The sequence below is a fragment of the Pantoea sp. AG1095 genome (genome assembly GCF_003208415.1).
Lineage (GTDB): Bacteria > Pseudomonadota > Gammaproteobacteria > Enterobacterales > Enterobacteriaceae > Pantoea > Pantoea leporis.
Genome location: NZ_QKMJ01000001.1, coordinates 145,480 through 162,041, shown reverse-complemented (window position 1 = coordinate 162,041; position 16,562 = coordinate 145,480). Strand labels below are relative to the sequence as shown.

15 protein-coding genes and 3 tRNA genes are annotated in these 16,562 nt (G+C 53.9%); all 18 read right to left on the bottom strand.

Features of this window, described 5'->3' with window-relative positions:
• Positions 1 to 189 precede the first annotated feature (189 nt).
• Positions 190 to 265: transfer RNA gene (locus DEU53_RS00825), tRNA-Lys, on the bottom strand.
• 27 nt (positions 266 to 292) lie between these two features.
• Positions 293 to 368: transfer RNA gene (locus DEU53_RS00820), tRNA-Lys, on the bottom strand.
• Positions 369 to 421: 53 nt separating this feature from the next.
• Positions 422 to 497 (bottom strand) — tRNA-Lys (locus DEU53_RS00815).
• Positions 498 to 663: 166 nt separating this feature from the next.
• Entirely contained in the window at positions 664 to 1,458 is a 795-nt protein-coding gene (cpoB, locus tag DEU53_RS00810; protein ID WP_110865745.1) for a cell division protein CpoB, read from the bottom strand.
• 9 nt (positions 1,459 to 1,467) lie between these two features.
• Positions 1,468 to 1,986 carry a peptidoglycan-associated lipoprotein Pal gene (gene pal / locus DEU53_RS00805; RefSeq protein ID WP_101763207.1) on the bottom strand — a complete coding sequence of 173 codons (519 nt, stop codon included), beginning with the start codon at positions 1,984 to 1,986 and terminating at the stop codon, positions 1,468 to 1,470.
• Positions 1,987 to 2,050: 64 nt separating this feature from the next.
• Positions 2,051 to 3,346: a Tol-Pal system beta propeller repeat protein TolB gene (gene tolB, locus DEU53_RS00800; RefSeq protein WP_101763208.1), complete on the bottom strand. Its 1,296-nt coding sequence runs from the start codon at positions 3,344 to 3,346 to the stop codon at positions 2,051 to 2,053.
• Between the two features lie 116 nt (positions 3,347 to 3,462).
• Positions 3,463 to 4,728 (bottom strand): cell envelope integrity protein TolA, encoded by a 1,266-nt coding sequence (gene tolA / locus DEU53_RS00795; protein WP_110865744.1) that lies wholly within the window; start codon positions 4,726 to 4,728, stop codon positions 3,463 to 3,465.
• Positions 4,729 to 4,754: 26 nt separating this feature from the next.
• Positions 4,755 to 5,183, bottom strand: a complete 429-nt coding sequence (gene tolR, locus DEU53_RS00790) for a colicin uptake protein TolR (protein ID WP_008107389.1) — start codon at positions 5,181 to 5,183, stop codon at positions 4,755 to 4,757.
• A gap of 13 nt (positions 5,184 to 5,196) precedes the next feature.
• Positions 5,197 to 5,883, bottom strand: coding sequence for a Tol-Pal system protein TolQ (tolQ, locus tag DEU53_RS00785; protein WP_101763210.1), 687 nt, complete (start codon positions 5,881 to 5,883; stop codon positions 5,197 to 5,199).
• Positions 5,880 to 6,284, bottom strand: coding sequence for a tol-pal system-associated acyl-CoA thioesterase (gene ybgC, locus DEU53_RS00780; RefSeq protein WP_008107385.1), 405 nt, complete (start codon positions 6,282 to 6,284; stop codon positions 5,880 to 5,882). Before ybgC ends, tolQ begins: the two co-directional genes overlap by 4 nt.
• A 198-nt stretch (positions 6,285 to 6,482) precedes the next feature.
• The gene (ybgE, locus tag DEU53_RS00775) at positions 6,483 to 6,776 is read right to left on the bottom strand and encodes a cyd operon protein YbgE (protein WP_110865743.1); all 294 of its coding nucleotides are present in this window, start codon (positions 6,774 to 6,776) and stop codon (positions 6,483 to 6,485) included.
• Positions 6,776 to 6,889 carry a cytochrome bd-I oxidase subunit CydX gene (gene cydX / locus DEU53_RS00770; RefSeq protein WP_007890642.1) on the bottom strand — a complete coding sequence of 38 codons (114 nt, stop codon included), beginning with the start codon at positions 6,887 to 6,889 and terminating at the stop codon, positions 6,776 to 6,778. The genes ybgE and cydX overlap by 1 nt, the downstream gene beginning before the upstream one ends.
• Before the next feature lie 15 nt (positions 6,890 to 6,904).
• Positions 6,905 to 8,044, bottom strand: coding sequence for a cytochrome d ubiquinol oxidase subunit II (cydB, locus tag DEU53_RS00765; RefSeq protein WP_101763212.1), 1,140 nt, complete (start codon positions 8,042 to 8,044; stop codon positions 6,905 to 6,907).
• Positions 8,045 to 8,055: 11 nt separating this feature from the next.
• Positions 8,056 to 9,627: a cytochrome ubiquinol oxidase subunit I gene (gene cydA / locus DEU53_RS00760; RefSeq protein WP_101763213.1), complete on the bottom strand. Its 1,572-nt coding sequence runs from the start codon at positions 9,625 to 9,627 to the stop codon at positions 8,056 to 8,058.
• A 664-nt stretch (positions 9,628 to 10,291) separates the two neighbouring features.
• Positions 10,292 to 11,167: a succinate--CoA ligase subunit alpha gene (sucD, locus tag DEU53_RS00755; protein ID WP_110865742.1), complete on the bottom strand. Its 876-nt coding sequence runs from the start codon at positions 11,165 to 11,167 to the stop codon at positions 10,292 to 10,294.
• A complete protein-coding gene (gene sucC / locus DEU53_RS00750) occupies positions 11,167 to 12,333 on the bottom strand; it encodes an ADP-forming succinate--CoA ligase subunit beta (RefSeq protein WP_007890646.1) in 1,167 nt (388 codons plus the stop codon). The genes sucD and sucC overlap by 1 nt, the downstream gene beginning before the upstream one ends.
• A 60-nt stretch (positions 12,334 to 12,393) precedes the next feature.
• Positions 12,394 to 13,620 (bottom strand): 2-oxoglutarate dehydrogenase complex dihydrolipoyllysine-residue succinyltransferase, encoded by a 1,227-nt coding sequence (gene odhB, locus DEU53_RS00745; RefSeq protein WP_101763215.1) that lies wholly within the window; start codon positions 13,618 to 13,620, stop codon positions 12,394 to 12,396.
• Between the two features lie 15 nt (positions 13,621 to 13,635).
• Positions 13,636 to 16,443 (bottom strand): 2-oxoglutarate dehydrogenase E1 component, encoded by a 2,808-nt coding sequence (gene sucA, locus DEU53_RS00740; RefSeq protein ID WP_110865741.1) that lies wholly within the window; start codon positions 16,441 to 16,443, stop codon positions 13,636 to 13,638.
• Positions 16,444 to 16,562 lie beyond the last annotated feature (119 nt).

Here is a 16,562-nt window from a genome sequence, read left to right as displayed (position 1 = left end):
CATAAGGGCCAGAAAAGGCGGGAGCGGAAGGAGCGAAGCGTCCGAGCCATGGATGGCGAGGCCGATCCACAGGGATGTGAGGTTTCTTCGCGATCCGCCCCGCCTTATCTGGCCGGTGCACCATCTCAAAGCAAATCCACCTAGCGTAGAAAAGCAAAAAGGCGCCTTTAGGGCGCCTTTCTACATAACTGGTGGGTCGTGCAGGATTCGAACCTGCGACCAATTGATTAAAAGTCAACTGCTCTACCAACTGAGCTAACGACCCGCTGTGGGGCTTACAACCTTTACTTGATGGTGGGTCGTGCAGGATTCGAACCTGCGACCAATTGATTAAAAGTCAACTGCTCTACCAACTGAGCTAACGACCCATCAAGGTTGTGAAGCTTACTGAAGAAATCATCTCTCTTACAACGGGTTGAGATGGTGGGTCGTGCAGGATTCGAACCTGCGACCAATTGATTAAAAGTCAACTGCTCTACCAACTGAGCTAACGACCCATCTTCAGTGCTGCCGATACTTGTTAAGATATGTCCCGGCAACGGCGGCATATATTACTGATTTAGCGGGAGGGCGCAACCCTTATTTTCCACTAAATGTCTCAATTGCTTACCTTTCATGCTTTAAGACCAGAAATCACACGAAATCCGGTCTTTTAGGCACAAATTACAACCCGGCAAGGCGTTTTTGCGCCTGCTTAGCAGAATCACTATTTGGGAATTGTTTAATCACTTGCTGGAAGACAGCCTTGGCTTTCGCCGTGTCGTTCTTCTCTTGCATGATCACACCAACCTTAAACAGCGCTTCCGGGGCTTTTGGCGATTTCGCGTAATTTTTTACCACAGTGGCAAAATAATAGGCCGAATCGTCTTTTTTGCCCTTGTTGTAAAACAACTGACCCAGCCAGTAATTGGCATTCGGCTGATAGGTAGAATCAGGATATTTCTTCACCCAAGCCTGCAGGGCAGTAATCGCCTGATCGTACTGCTTCTTCTCCAGAATCAGCGCAACAGCAGCATTGTAGTCCGTGTTGGCATCGCCGGTTTGCGCTGGCGCAGCCGAACTGGCGCTGCTACCGCTATCCGCAGAAGCCGCAGCGCCCGCTGCAGCGGCATCAGCACCACCGCTCGCCTGCGCACCGTTACTGCCAGAGCTAAGGCTGTCGATTTGCTGATAGAGCTGCTTCTGGCGCTCAATCACCTGATTAAGCTGATAGCTATTTTGCTGGATTTGCCCGCGCAGCGAATCGATATCGCTTTGGTTGTCGCTCATCTGCTGCTGCAATTGCTGCAAAAGCTGAGCCTGGGCATTAGAGATACGTTCAAGAGTGGTGACGCGGTCTTCGACCGAGCCTGAGCCAACGCTACTGATTGACGCCTGGGCATTAGCGGCCCCCAAAGGAGCCGCTAAACCAACCAGTAACGACAGACTCAACAGATGAAGTCTGAAGTTACTCATCATGATATTTTCTTAGTAAACCAGTACGGCACGACGGTTTTTAGCGTAAGCCGCTTCGTCATGACCCAGTACAGCTGGTTTTTCTTTACCGTAAGAAACGATAGACATCTGGTCAGCAGAAACGCCTTTGCCTTGCAGATACATCTTAACGGCGCTTGCACGACGTTCGCCCAGGGCGATGTTGTATTCTGGGGTACCGCGCTCATCCGCATGACCTTCGATGGTCACTTTGTAAGACGGGTTGCCACGCAGGAATGCAGCGTGCTGATCCAGCATCTGAGCGTAGTCAGAAGCCACGTCATATTTGTCCAGACCGAAGTAAACGATGTTGTTCTGCTGCAGCTGCTGCATCTGCAGACGCGCTTGCTCATCAGAAGACATGTTACCGCCGTTCTGACCAGCACCGTAAGCACCGTCGTTAGCGCCCATGCCAGTCTGATCGTTGTTGTTGTTTTTGTGTGAGCTACATGCAGCTACTGCGATAACCGGCAGAGCCAGCATCAAACCCTTCAGCACTTTGTTCAGTTGCATTTCTTTATCCTATTATTTTGTTTGCCATACATTTTAATCCCCCGCCGTGCAGGGGACCTATGCATCACAGATACGGCGACCAGGCAGGGAATTTGACCTGTCCATCAGTTGCCGGAAGACGCGCTTTGAAACGCCCGTCGGTTGAAACCAATTGCAACACGGAACCCATCCCCTGAGTAGAGCTATAGATTACCATTGTGCCGTTTGGCGCCAGACTCGGCGTTTCATCCAGGAACGTGTCCGTTATTGTTTGAACGGCTCCCGTTACCAGATCCTGTTTGGCGACGTGCTGAGCGCCACCGGCGCTGCTGATCATCACCATAGTTTTACCGTCGGTTGACACATCCGCATCCTGGTTTTGCGCACCTTCCCAGGTAATACGTTGTGGCGCACCGCCGTTGATACCAACTTTATAAATCTGGGGCGCACCGGCCTGATCCGAGGTGTAAGCCAGTGTCTGGCTGTCCGGGAACCACGTTGGTTCAGTGCTGTTGTAGCGACCATCAGTCACCTGACGCGTCTGACCAGAAGCCAGATCCATCACATACAGGTTCAGGCTACCGGTTTTCGACAGCGCGAAGGCCAGTTTAGAACCGTCGGGTGAAAAGGCTGGCGCACCGTTATGACGCGGATAAGAAGCCACCTGACGGATTGCACCGTTAGACAGCGTCTGAACCACCAGCGCAGATTTGCCGCTTTCGAAGGTCACGTAAGCCACTTTGCTGCCATCTGGCGACCAGGCCGGAGACATCAATGGCTGCGGTGAACGGTGAACCACAAACTGGTTGTAGCCATCGTAATCCGACACGCGCAACTCATACGGGAACTGACCGCCATTGGTCTGCACCACATAGGCAATGCGGGTACGGAATGCGCCTTTGATGCCGGTCAGCTTTTCGAACACTTCGTCACTGGCGGTGTGCGCTGCGTAACGCAGCCACTGCTTAGTCACTTTATAAGAGTTCTGCGCCAGCACGGTGCCTGGCGCGCCACCGGTGTCCACCAGCTGATAGGCAACTTGATAGCTGCCGTCAGCGTTAGGCGTTACCTGACCAACCACAACCGCATCAATACCCAATGCGCTCCATGCGGCAGGTTGAACTTCCTGCGCGCTGGCTGGCTGTTGTGGCAGACGAGAACGATCGAGCGGATTGAATTTACCGCTGTTACGTAAGTCAGCAGAAACGATCCCGCCGATGTCTTCTGGTGCCGCGCCTGGGCCAGCCCATTGGAACGGAACCACACCAATAGGACGTGCGGTGTTAACGCCCTGCGTAATTTCAATACGGACTTCTGCATGAAGCATTGCTGCCCACAGCAGTACAAAAAAACCTAAGGTTACACGAAGTGCCTGCTTCATTTTTTCTCCCTTACCTGAACCAGAGGTTCATGATAATTCGCACAGTTCCTGAAAAACACGAGTACTCATAGAGTATGGCAAGCTAACCTTAGTTCAACCTGCCGTACGTTACTGCATTATTCTGGTTTGAAACGCATCGGTGCGTTTTTAAACACTTCATACACCGCCTGCGAAGGCGGCTTCGGAATCCGCGCCTGCTTCGCGGCAGCAATTGCCGCCTGACACAAGGCGGGGTCGCCACCTTCCGATTTAACGTCAATCAGCAAACCATCCGGTGCCAGTTTAATACGCAGGTTACACTCTTTACCTTTGTACAAATCTGCATCGTAGAAACGGCTCTGAATCGCCCCGACCACTTGCCCCAGATAATTATTGATATCTGCGCCTGACGCGCCCGCTTTCTTCTGATTGCCCTGCCCTGCAGCGCCACCCGATGCGGTGCCGCTTTTCGGTGCATTCTTACCAGAAGACAAACCACCTAACAGGTCATCAACCGCATTTTCGTTCTTCGCAGCTTCAGCGGCGGCTTTTTTGGCATCCGCAACCGCTTTCGCTTTTGCCTTAGCAGCCGCATCGGCCTTGGCTTTCGCCTCGGCGGCAGCCTTCTCTTTGGCTTCTGCTGCGGCTTTTTCCTTCGCCTCAGCAGCCGCTTGCTCTTTAGCCTCTTTGGCTTCCTGAGCCGCTTTCGCCTTGGCATCGGCAGCAGCCTGCGCTTTGGCTTCAGCGTCCGCTTTGGCTTTCGATTCTGCGGCCGCTTTTGCCTGCTGCGCCGCTTTCTCTTTCGCTGCTTCAGCGGCAGCGGCTTTCGCCTGCTCTTCTGCTTTCTTCTTCGCGTCAGCTGCGGCTTGCTTGGCTTCTTCTACCGCTTTGGCTTTGGCGTCAGCCGCTGCTTTTGCCTGCGCATCAGCTTCCGCTTTGGCATCAGCCTTGGCTTTCGCTGCGGCGGCTTCGGCAGTTTTCTGCTGTTCCTGGGCTTGCTTAGCGGCGGCTTCAGCGGCTTTCTGCTGCTCGGCCTGCTGCTTCGCCTGCTCTTTGGCTTCCTGCTGGGCCTGCAAACGCTCTTTTTCCATCTCTTTCAGGCGCTGCTGCTCAGCAGCTTGTTTCTGCTGTAACTCTTCGGCCTGCTGCTGCGACTGCTTCTGACGCTGCTGCTCGGCGCGCTGACTGTCTCGTTGCTGATTCTGCTGGCGGTTATACTGCTCAACCACGGCGCCGGAATCGACCATCACTGCGTCAATATCACTGCCACCGCCACCGCCGCTGGATTCGATTTTTTCGTTAAACGAGCTCCAAATCAGTAAGGCGATCAGCACGATGTGCAGAATCACCGAAACGATTATCGCGCGCTTTAACTTGTCGTTCTGCTCGGTTGCCTTCGACACACTCGGTTCCCAAAAAACGGTTCGCTTTAAATCGGCTGCGTCATCAAACCGACAGATTTCACGCCGGCCTGATGTAACAGGTTCAGCGCCTTGATGATTTCGTCATAAGGGACGTCTTTCGCACCGCCGATCAGGAAGACCGTTTTCGGATTGGCTTCAATCCGGCGCTGCGCTTCGCTCACCACCTGCTCCGGCGGTAACTGCGTCATACGATCGTGATCCACCACCAGGCTGTACTGGCCAACACCAGACACTTCAACAATCACCGGTGGATTATCATCAGTTGAGACGGTTTTTGAATCTGTCGCATCCGGCAGATCCACTTCCACGCTCTGGGTAATAATCGGCGCGGTTGCCATAAAGATGAGCAGCAACACCAACAGCACGTCCAGCAGTGGAACAATGTTGATTTCCGACTTAAGGTCGCGTTTACCGCGACCACGGGTTCTGGCCATCGTAAACCTCGACTTACTTCGTGTTGTCGGTGGAGAAAGCCTGACGATGCAGGATAGCCGTGAACTCTTCCATGAAGTTGTCGTAGCCCTGTTCCAGCTTGTTAACGCGCTGGTTCAGACGGTTGTACGCCATAACGGCAGGAATGGCCGCAAACAGACCGATTGCGGTCGCGATCAACGCTTCGGCAATACCCGGTGCAACCATCTGCAGCGTGGCCTGTTTTACCGCACCGAGGGCGATAAAGGCGTGCATGATCCCCCACACCGTACCAAACAGACCGATATACGGACTGATGGAGCCAACGGTGCCAAGGAAAGGAATGTGAGTTTCCAGCGTTTCCAGTTCACGATTGAAGGAGATACGCATCGCACGGCTCGCGCCCTCAACAACCGCTTCTGGCGCATGGTTGTTAGCACGATGCAAACGCGCAAACTCTTTGAAACCCGAATAGAAAATTTGCTCAGATCCGCTCAGTTCATCGCGGCGTCCCTGGCTTTCCTGATACAGGCGTGACAGCTCGATACCCGACCAGAACTTATCTTCAAACGCTTCGGCTTCGCGCCCCGCCGCATTCAAAATGCGCGTACGCTGAATAATGATCGCCCATGAGGCAATAGAAAAGCCGATCAAAATCAACATGATAAGTTTGACCAGAAGGCTCGCCTTCAGGAACAAATCAAGAACATTCATGTCAGTCACTGCTTGAACTCCGCGACAATAGACTTGGGAAGCGCAATTGGCTTCATTAGATGTGGGTTGATGCAGGCAATCAGGACTTCTGCTTCATTTAGCACTTTGCCTTCTGCATTCACGATACGCTGCGAGAACGTCATCGTTGCACGCGTCATTGAGGTCACTTCTGTTTGAATTTCCAAAAGATCGTCCAGACGTGCAGCCGCAACAAAATCGATCGTCATGCGTCGTACCACAAAAGCCACCTGCTCTTCCAACAGGACCTGCTGATTGAAATGGTGCTGGCGCAACATTTCGGTACGTGCTCGTTCATAGAAAGCAAGATAACTGGCGTGGTAAACCACACCACCGGCATCGGTGTCTTCGTAATAGACACGAACCGGCCAGCGAAACAGCGTTGTACTCACTCTACATCCCGGTCTCATTTTAAACGTTGCTACTATACGCAAGAGAGATCGGCTTGGGAATGGTCCGCTGACGCCGCGAGAAAATAATTATCACAGGTTAACAACTGGAAGGATTTATAGGATGTTTCTTGACCGGACGCTGACAAAACCTCACGTCAGCGTCTGAAATTGCGGCGTTTTTAAGTCCTGAGCCTGGACTTAATAGTAGAACCAGAAAATTCCTGCCACTAAAAGTATCATCGCGGGCAACGGCGAGAAGAGCGCTTGCCAGCGCAGGCGCTGAGGGCGAAATCCGGTGCCGTGAATCACGCCGGTACAAACGGCCCAAATCAGCAGCATTCCATGCCATATCGCTAAATCACTGGTACGCGCGGCAAAGCGTGAAGGCTGCCAAATGACACAGCCCGCCAGCCACAGCGCGAGGATTAGCGAAAGGGCCCGAAGCGGGCCCTTGTCCATCAGACGATAAAGCGTCTGAATCAGTGTGCGCATCAGACTTGCTCGTCCTTCGCGCTGCTCTCTTCAACGTGCTCCAGCGCCAGCGCCGTAATCACACCGAACGCACAGGCCAGCAAGGTGCCAAGAATCCAGGCAAAATACCACATGCTCAATCTCCTTAATCAGTACAGGGAGTGCGTATTGCTCTCAATGTGTTCTTTGGTGATACGGCCAAACATCTTGTAATAACACCAGGCGGTGTACGCCAGGATAATCGGTACAAAGATGATGGCGGCAATGGTCATCACTTTCAGCGTCAGCAGGCTAGACGTGGCATCCCACATGGTCAGGCTGATGCCCGGCACGGTGCTGGATGGCATGATGAAGGGGAACATCGCAATCCCGGCCGTCATAATCACGCAAGCCAAAGTCAATGAAGACGAGATAAACGCCAGAGCGCCCTTCTCGATACGCGAGCAGAGAATGGTCAGCAGCGGCAACACCACGCCCAACAGCGGGAACAGCCACAGTACTGGCATCTGATCGAAGTTCACCATCCACGCACCGGCTTCACGCACCACATCTTTACCCAACGGGTTGGATGCCGCGTGATGATCGATAACGCTTTTCAGCACATAACCGTCGATGCCGTATTTCACCCACACACCCGCGAGAATGAAGCACACCATCATTACCAGCGCCGAGATTTGCGCGGTGCTGCGGCTGCGGACGTGTAACTCACCGGCAGTACGCATCTGCAGATAGGTTGCGCCTTGCGTCAGGATCATCGCCACACTCACCACACCCGCCAGCAAGCCAAAAGGGTTCAGCAACTGGAAGAAATTGCCGGTATAGAAGAGGCGCAGATATTCGTCAGCATGGAACGGCACCCCTTGCAGCAGGTTGCCGAACGCCACACCAATCACCAGCGGCGGAACAAAGCTGCCGATGAAAATGCCCCAATCCCACATGCCGCGCCAGCGCATATCTTCAATCTTTGAACGGTAATCAAATCCGACCGGACGGAAGAACAGTGAAGCCAGCACCAGAATCATTGCCACGTAGAAGCCGGAGAACGCAGCGGCATAAACCATTGGCCAGGCAGCAAACAGCGCGCCACCGGCGGTGATCAGCCAAACCTGGTTTCCGTCCCAGTGCGGCGCAATGGTATTAATCATGATGCGACGTTCGGTATCAGTACGACCCAGAATGCGCGTCAGCATACCAACGCCCATATCAAAGCCATCGGTGACCGCGAAACCGATCAGCAACACGCCAATCAGCAGCCACCAGACAAAGCGCAATACTTCGTAATCAAACATGGTCGCTCTCCTTATCCACGCGCCGGCTGAGATGATGTCTTCAGCGTTTCATGATGATAGCGGCCGGTTTTCAGGCTGCTTGGACCGAGGCGCGCGAACTTGAACATCAGGTACATTTCCGCAACAAGGAACAAGGTGTAGAGACCGCAAATCAGCGTCATTGAGAACAGCAGATCGCCAACGGTCAATGAGGAGTTAGCGACCGCGGTTGGCAGCACCTCACCAATTGCCCACGGCTGGCGACCATACTCAGCAACGAACCAACCCGCTTCAATCGCAATCCACGGTAACGGAATGCCGTACAACGCGGCTTTCAGTAACCAGCGAGACTTACCGATGCGGTTACGAATCACGCTCCAGAAGGAGAGCGCAATAATGCCCAGCATCAGCACACCGCCCAGCACCATGATGCGGAAGGCGAAGTACAGTGGCGCAACGCGTGGGATCGAATCCTGTGTCGCTTTCTGAATCTGCTCTTCGCTGGCGTTAGCCACATCCGGCGTATAGCGCTTCAGCAGCAGGCCATAACCGAGATCCTGTTTGCTGGCTTCAAACTGGCTGCGCACCTCAGGATCTTTGCTGCCACCACGCAGTTCGTTCAGCAGCGCGTAGGCTTTCATGCCATTACGAATACGCACTTCATGTTGTGCCAGCAGCTCTTTCAAACCGGTGACCGGCGTATCCACTGAACGCGTGGCGATCAGGCCGAGCAGATACGGAATCTGAATCGCATATTTGTTCTCCTGCGTCTCCTGATCCGGAATACCAAACAGCGTAAACGCAGCCGGAGCCGGTTGGGTTTCCCATTCCGCTTCAATTGCCGCCAGTTTGGTTTTCTGCACGTCACCGATTTCATAACCGGATTCGTCACCCAGTACGATCACTGACAGAATCGCCGCCATACCGAAACTGGCTGCGATGGCGAAAGAGCGTTTAGCGAAAGCAATGTCGCGCCCTTTCAGCAGATACCATGCGCTGATACCAAGGATGAACATCGCGCCCGTGGTGTAACCGGCGGCCACGGTATGGACAAACTTCACCTGCGCAACCGGGTTCAGCACCAGCTCGGAGAAACTCAACATCTCCATACGCATGGTTTCGAAATTGAATTCCGATGCAATGGGGTTTTGCATCCAGCCGTTCGCCACCAGAATCCACAGCGCGGACATGTTCGAACCGAGCGCCACCAGCCAGGTCACCGCAAGGTGTTGCACCTTACCGAGGCGATCCCAGCCGAAGAAGAACAGGCCAACAAAGGTGGATTCGAGGAAGAACGCCATTAAACCTTCGATGGCGAGCGGCGCACCGAAGATATCGCCGACATAGTGTGAATAATATGACCAGTTGGTACCGAACTGGAATTCCATGGTCAGGCCGGTAGCCACGCCGAGTGCAAAGTTAATACCAAACAACTTGCCCCAGAACTTGGTCATATCTTTATAAATTTGTTTCCCCGTCAGGACATATACCGTTTCCATGATCGCCAATAAAAACGCCATACCCAGCGTTAATGGCACGAACAGGAAATGGTACATCGCCGTCAGGGCAAACTGTAAACGCGACAGCTCGACAATATCTAACATGATGACTCCTTGCTCCTCGCATGAACTTCCCCTGCGGATGACAACGGCAAACAACAGACATTGACGCGCAGAACAAGATTCAGGAACGACTGATTATTGATTCCAGTTTTGTTACTGATAGAACAGAGAAAGCTGTTGCCCGATGAGAGCGAGTAACAGTGATAAAATTCCCTTAAAAACCGATCTTTTCAGTCAATTTAAAGCAGGAGTAACACGAGGAGGCGGCAGAATTGATATAACAACGCCTGGCACAAACTCCTGATAAATTATGACGAAGACTGAATTGATGCAGCGCAATTTATACCGGTTAGTCGGCCTTTTGCTAGCGGTAAAGTTTCCTATAAGTCGCCAATTATTGATCTAGATTAAGACAATAAATTTCCGGATATGTAGTGTTAAAGTGGTTGTTAATTAGATGTCACAACATCATCATATTATTAAGAATATAATTACCTTTTCCGCAATTATTTAACCTCATTTTGGAAAGCCGCACGGTAATTGCTTGACAAAAATCCAGCGCCTTTTCCCTTCTTTACCTTGATGACAGAGTAAGCATAGCCGCAATTTTTTGAAGCCGTTGCGCTTTTTTCCCTCTCTTTCAGGCGGGTTATTACCAAAAAAAAAGCCACCCGAAGGTGGCTTTTCATTGTCAGTCTGTATTGGCTTATTTGAGTGGTAAAACCGCTTTAACCGCGTCACCAATGTCTGCCAGGCTGCGTACGGTTTTCACACCGGCCGCTTCCAGCGCAGCAAATTTCTCATCAGCGGTACCTTTACCACCGGCAATGATGGCGCCTGCGTGGCCCATACGTTTGCCTTTCGGTGCAGTCACACCGGCGATGTAGCCGACAACCGGCTTGGTCACGTGGGCTTTGATGTAAGCTGCTGCTTCTTCTTCCGCGCTACCACCGATCTCACCGATCATCACGATCGCTTCGGTCTGTGGATCTTCCTGGAACAATTTCAGGATATCGATGAAGTTAGAGCCAGGGATTGGGTCACCACCGATACCTACGCAGGTTGACTGGCCGTAGCCGATGTCAGTGGTCTGCTTAACGGCTTCATAAGTCAGCGTACCTGAACGCGATACGATACCGACGCGGCCTGGCTGGTGAATGTGGCCTGGCATGATACCGATCTTACATTCGCCTGGCGTGATCACGCCTGGGCAGTTCGGGCCGATCATGCGCACGCCAGCTTCATCCAGCTTCACTTTCACGGTCAGCATATCCAGCGTTGGGATACCTTCGGTGATGGTGATGATCAGTTTAATGCCCGCATCGATCGCTTCCAGAATACCGTCTTTGCAGAACGGCGCTGGAACGTAGATCACGGTGGCGGTTGCGCCGGTGGCTTCTACTGCTTCACGTACGGTGTTGAACACCGGCAGGCCGAGATGCGTGGTGCCGCCTTTGCCTGGCGTTACACCGCCAACCAGCTGCGTACCGTAAGCCAGCGCCTGCTCAGAGTGGAACGTCCCTTGACCACCGGTGAAACCCTGGCAAATGACTTTGGTGTTTTTGTCGATCAAAATGGACATTATTTACCCTCCGCTGCAGCTACAACACGCTGTGCAGCGTCTGTCAGGCTGGTTGCTGCAATGATGTTCAGACCGCTGTCCGCCAATTTCTTAGCGCCCAGCTCGGCGTTGTTACCTTCCAGACGTACCACAACCGGCACGTTGACACCCACTTCTGCCACGGCACCGATGATGCCGTCTGCGATCAGGTCGCAACGCACAATGCCGCCGAAGATGTTAACGAACACGGCTTTCACTGCATCGTCAGACAGAATGATTTTGAAGGCTTCGGTGACGCGCTCTTTGGTTGCGCCGCCGCCAACGTCCAGGAAGTTTGCTGGCTCACCACCGTGGTGTTTCACGATGTCCATGGTGCCCATCGCCAGACCGGCGCCGTTCACCATACAGCCGATGTTGCCATCCAGCGCAACGTAGTTCAGTTCCCACTGCGTTGCGTGGGCTTCACGTGGATCTTCCTGGCTCGGATCGCGCATTTCACGCAGTTCCGGCTGACGGAACAGTGCGTTACCGTCCGCACCCAGTTTGCCGTCGAGGCAGATCAGATCGCCCTGCTTGGTGATCACCAGCGGGTTGATCTCAACCATCGCCAGATCGCGCTCAAGGAACATGGTCGCCAGGCCCATGAAGATTTTGGTGAACTGGCTAACTTGCTTGCCGGTCAGGCCGAGTTTGAACGCCAACTCGCGGCCCTGATACGGCTGTGGACCCGCTAATGGATCGAGCGCCATCTTGTGGATCAAGTGTGGCGTTTCTTCTGCCACTTTCTCAATCTCAACACCGCCTTCTGTCGAAGCCATGAAGATGACACGACGGGTAGCACGGTCAACAACCGCACCCAGATACAGCTCCTGATCGATATCCGTCGCGGCTTCAACCAGAATCTGGTTTACCGGCTGACCGTGCGCATCAGTTTGATAGGTCACCAGACGTTTGCCCAGCCAGTGTTCAGCAAAAGCACGAATGTCTTCTTTGCTGTTCACCACTTTCACGCCGCCCGCTTTACCGCGGCCACCGGCATGAACCTGACATTTCACTACCCACGGACCTGCGCCAATTTTAGACGCGGCTTCTTCAGCTTCACGTGGCGTGGTGCAGGCGTAGCCTGTCGGTGCTGGCATGCCATAGCGTGCAAACAGCTGCTTCGCCTGGTATTCATGTAAATTCATGATGTTCTATCCATTCAGGTATGAGTTTGGGCGCGCCTTCACACCGCGCGCCCGGCGAAATTAGACGTCCAGCAGCAGGCGAGCTGGATCTTCCAGCATCTCTTTCACCGCGACCAGATAGCCAACGGATTCACGACCATCAATCAAACGGTGATCGTAAGAGAGCGCCAGATACATCATTGGCAGAATCACAACCTGACCATTAACCGCCATTGGGCGATCTTTGATGGCGTGCATGCCGAGAATCGCGCTCTGCGGCGGGTTGATGATTGGCGTAGACATCAGCGAACCAAACACACCACCGTTGGTGATGGTGAAGTTACCGCCGGTCAGCTCTTCAACCGTCAACTTGCCGTCACGGCCTTTCACCGCCAGCTCTTTAATTTTCTTCTCAATGTCGGCCATGCTCAGTGCATCAACATCTTTCAGCACCGGCGTAACCAGACCACGCGGGGTAGAAACCGCAATGCTCACATCGAAATAGTTGTGGTAAACCACATCTTCGCCATCAATAGACGCGTTAACTTCCGGGAAGCGTTTCAGCGCTTCCACTACCGCTTTGATGTAGAAGGACATGAAGCCCAGACGCACGCCGTGACGTTTCTCGAACGCATCGCCGTACTGCTTGCGCAGATCCATGATTGGCTTCATGTTGATTTCGTTGAACGTGGTCAACATCGCGGTGCTGTTTTTCGCTTCCAGCAGACGCTCGGCAACACGCTTACGCAGACGCGTCATCGGTACGCGTTTTTCGCTGCGGTTAGCCACAGCGGCCTGCGGTGCAGCAGCGGCTGGCGCGGCAGCCGGTGCTGCTTTGCCACCGTCAGCTTTCTTCGCCAGATGTTTTTCCACATCTTCACGCGTCAGACGGCCACCAACGCCGGTGCCTTTGATCTGGCTGGCATCGAGGTTGTTTTCAGCAATCAGGCGGCGTACCGCTGGGCTGAGCGCATCGTTGCTCTCTTCTTCCAGCGAAGCGGTCTGGCGCTGTGCCGGTGTAGATTCGTTGCTTTCCGCTTTGGCCGCAGTCTCTTTCCCGCCGCTGTTGCCCTCTTTCAGACGGCCCAGAATCTGACGAGAAGTGACGGTAGCGCCTTCCTCTTCCAGCACGGCTTCCAGGATGCCATCCGCTGAAGCAGGCACTTCCAGAACCACTTTGTCAGTTTCAATCTCTACCAGTACTTCATCGCGGCTCACAGAGTCGCCAGGTTTTTTGTGCCAGGTTGCAACCGTTGCGTCCGCTACGGATTCAGGCAAATCGGGAACGAGAATTTCTACGCTACTCATTTTCTTTCCTTTTTATTAACCAAGGTTCAGCGCGTCATTAACCAGGTCTTGCTGCTGTTTTTGATGTACGGACATGTAGCCCACGGCCGGTGAAGCAGAAGCCGGACGGCCTGCATAACGCAGTGACGCACCAAATGGAACCACTTCGCGGAAATGATGCTGACTGCAATACCATGCGCCCTGATTCAGCGGCTCTTCCTGACACCACACGAAATCCTGCACATGAGCATAGTTTTTCAATACGTCCTGCACGACTTTGTGCGGGAACGGATAGAGTTGTTCGATACGCACGATGGCCACGTCGGTCTGCTCGTTTTTACGACGCTGCTCCAGCAGATCGTAATAAACCTTGCCCGAACACAGCACCACGCGTTTTACCTGTTGTGGATCGAGATCGTCGATCTCACCAATCGCTGGCTGGAAGCTGCCTGTGGCCAACTCTTCCAGGCTGGAAATCGCCAGCGGATGACGCAGCAGTGATTTCGGTGACATGACGATCAGCGGACGGCGCATACCGCGCAGCGCCTGACGACGCAGCATGTGGTAAACCTGCGCTGGCGTAGAAGGCACGCACACCTGCATGTTCTGTTCAGCACAGAGTTGCAGATAACGCTCCAGACGCGCTGAGGAGTGCTCAGGACCCTGGCCTTCATATCCGTGCGGTAGCAACATGACCAGGCCACACATACGGCCCCATTTCTGTTCGCCGGAGCTGATGAACTGGTCGATCACGACCTGCGCGCCATTGGCGAAATCGCCGAACTGCGCTTCCCAGATGGTCAGCACGCGCGGTTCTGCGGTGGCATAACCGTATTCGAAAGCCAGTACCGCTTCTTCAGACAGCACGGAATCCCACACTTTGAACTGACCCTGGCCGTTATGGACATGGTGCAGCGGCGTGTAGGTTGAGCCGTTGGTCTGGTTGTGGATTACCGCATGACGGTGGAAGAAGGTTCCGCGACCGGTATCTTCACCGGAAAGACGCACCGGAATCCCCTCGTCAACCAGCGTGGCGTAGGCGAGGTTTTCTGCACCGCCCCAGTCGAACGCTTTGTTGCCTTCGGCCATCTCTTTACGATCGTTGTAGATCTTGGCAACGCGAGACTGCACTTCTACCGATTCCGGTACGCTGCTAATGCGACGCGCCAGTTCCTGCAGGCGTTTCAGTTCCACGGTCGCCGGGTAGCTTTCGTCCCACTCGTGGTTCAGATACGGCGACCAGGTGAATGAGTGCAGGCTCATCGGACGCCACTCTGGCACCACGCATTCGCCTTCATCCAGCGCGTCGCGATAGAGATTGACCATCTCGGTGGCATCTTCGCTGGTCGCTACGCCTTCGCTTTCCAGCTGATCGGCATAGAGTTTACGCGGCGTCGGATGCTTTTTGATTTTCTGGTACATCAACGGCTGCGTTGCACTTGGCTCGTCGGCTTCGTTGTGGCCGTGACGGCGATAGCACACCAGGTCGATGAAGACATCACGTTTAAAGGTGTTGCGATAATCCAGCGCCAGGCGAGTCACAAAGGCTACGGCTTCCGGATCGTCCGCGTTAACGTGGAAAATCGGTGCCAGCACCATCTTGCCGATATCCGTACAGTACGGCGTAGAGCGCGCATCTTTTGGGTTGGAGGTGGTGAAACCAACCTGGTTGTTGATCACGATGCGAACGGTACCGCCCACTTCGTAGCCACGCGCCTGCGACATGTTCAGGGTTTCCTGCACCACGCCCTGACCAATAACAGCGGCATCACCGTGAATGGTGATTGGCAGAACTTTGTTGCTGCTTGGCTCAGCCAAACGATCTAAACGCGCACGCACCGACCCCATCACTACCGGGCTTACGATTTCCAGATGCGACGGGTTGAACGCCAGCGCCAGGTGCACTAAGCCGCCTTCGGTTTCCACGTCAGACGAGAAGCCCATGTGGTACTTCACGTCGCCGGTGCCGAGGTGTTCTTTGTGCTTGCCGGAGAATTCGTCGAACAGATCCTGCGGCTTCTTACCTAATACGTTGATCAGTACGTTGAGACGACCGCGGTGCGCCATACCCAGCACCACTTCGCGCGTACCGCTCTTGCCCGCGTGACGAATCATCTCGCGCAACATGGGCACCAGTGCATCGCCGCCTTCCAGCGAGAAGCGCTTCGCCCCCGGGAATTTTGCACCCAGATATTTTTCCAGGCCTTCTGCCGCGGTCAGCTCTTTCAGGAAACCTTTTTTCTCGTCACTGCTGAAAGACGCGTGGCCCACCACCGATTCCAGACGCTGCTGAATCCAGCGCTTCTCGTCGGTGTTGTTGATGTGCATGTACTCAGCACCAATCGAGCCACAGTAAGTCTGCTGCAGCGCCGCAAACAGATCCGCCAGCTTCATGGTCTCTTTGCCGATAGCAAAAGAGCCTACGTTAAAGCTTTCCTGAAAATCGGCGTCGGTCAGATCGTGATAAGCCGGATCGAGGTCGGCTACCGTGTCCTGTTTCCACAGGCCAAGCGGATCGAGGTTTGCATGCTGATGGCCGCGGAAGCGGAACGCATTAATCAGCTGCAGCACTTTTACCTGTTTGGAGTTGGTTGCCGGATCGGTCACGGTTGATGTGTAACGCGTGGCGTCTTTAGCCAGGCGGCGGAAGTAGTCACGCGTGGTGGAGTGAAATTGCTCAGGTTTCACGCCAGTGCCCGGTAGCTGTTGGAACAGCTCGCGCCACATGTCATCAACTGAGTCAGGATCGGTCAGGAAATCCTCATAGAGCTGCTCTATGTAAGATTGGTTCGCGCCGGCCAGCCAGGAGGAGTCCAGCCAGGGTTTCATCGCGCTGTTCTGCATTGTGATCCCTTAAGCATTAATCTGCTTTTTATGAGGTTTCATTTTTTACCGCTTACGCGGCTTGCCGTAGTGAGTTCAGCGATACGAACCTGTGCGCTACCGGCGCCTGGCTCGTAAGG

Bases quoted from the DNA above. Each gene is read 5' to 3' on its own strand.
- pal (WP_101763207.1), bottom strand. From the start codon at position 1,986: ATGCAACTGAACAAAGTGCTGAAGGGTTTGATGCTGGCTCTGCCGGTT.
- ybgE (WP_110865743.1), bottom strand. From the start codon at position 6,776: ATGCGCACACTGATTCAGACGCTTTATCGTCTGATGGACAAGGGCCCG.
- cpoB (WP_110865745.1), bottom strand. From the start codon at position 1,458: ATGATGAGTAACTTCAGACTTCATCTGTTGAGTCTGTCGTTACTGGTT.
- sucC (WP_007890646.1), bottom strand. From the start codon at position 12,333: ATGAATTTACATGAATACCAGGCGAAGCAGCTGTTTGCACGCTATGGC.
- sucD (WP_110865742.1), bottom strand. From the start codon at position 11,167: ATGTCCATTTTGATCGACAAAAACACCAAAGTCATTTGCCAGGGTTTC.
- cydA (WP_101763213.1), bottom strand. From the start codon at position 9,627: ATGTTAGATATTGTCGAGCTGTCGCGTTTACAGTTTGCCCTGACGGCG.
- sucA (WP_110865741.1), bottom strand. From the start codon at position 16,443: ATGCAGAACAGCGCGATGAAACCCTGGCTGGACTCCTCCTGGCTGGCC.
- cydB (WP_101763212.1), bottom strand. From the start codon at position 8,044: ATGTTTGATTACGAAGTATTGCGCTTTGTCTGGTGGCTGCTGATTGGC.
- tolB (WP_101763208.1), bottom strand. From the start codon at position 3,346: ATGAAGCAGGCACTTCGTGTAACCTTAGGTTTTTTTGTACTGCTGTGG.
- odhB (WP_101763215.1), bottom strand. From the start codon at position 13,620: ATGAGTAGCGTAGAAATTCTCGTTCCCGATTTGCCTGAATCCGTAGCG.
- cydX (WP_007890642.1), bottom strand. From the start codon at position 6,889: ATGTGGTATTTTGCCTGGATTCTTGGCACCTTGCTGGCCTGTGCGTTC.
- tolR (WP_008107389.1), bottom strand. From the start codon at position 5,183: ATGGCCAGAACCCGTGGTCGCGGTAAACGCGACCTTAAGTCGGAAATC.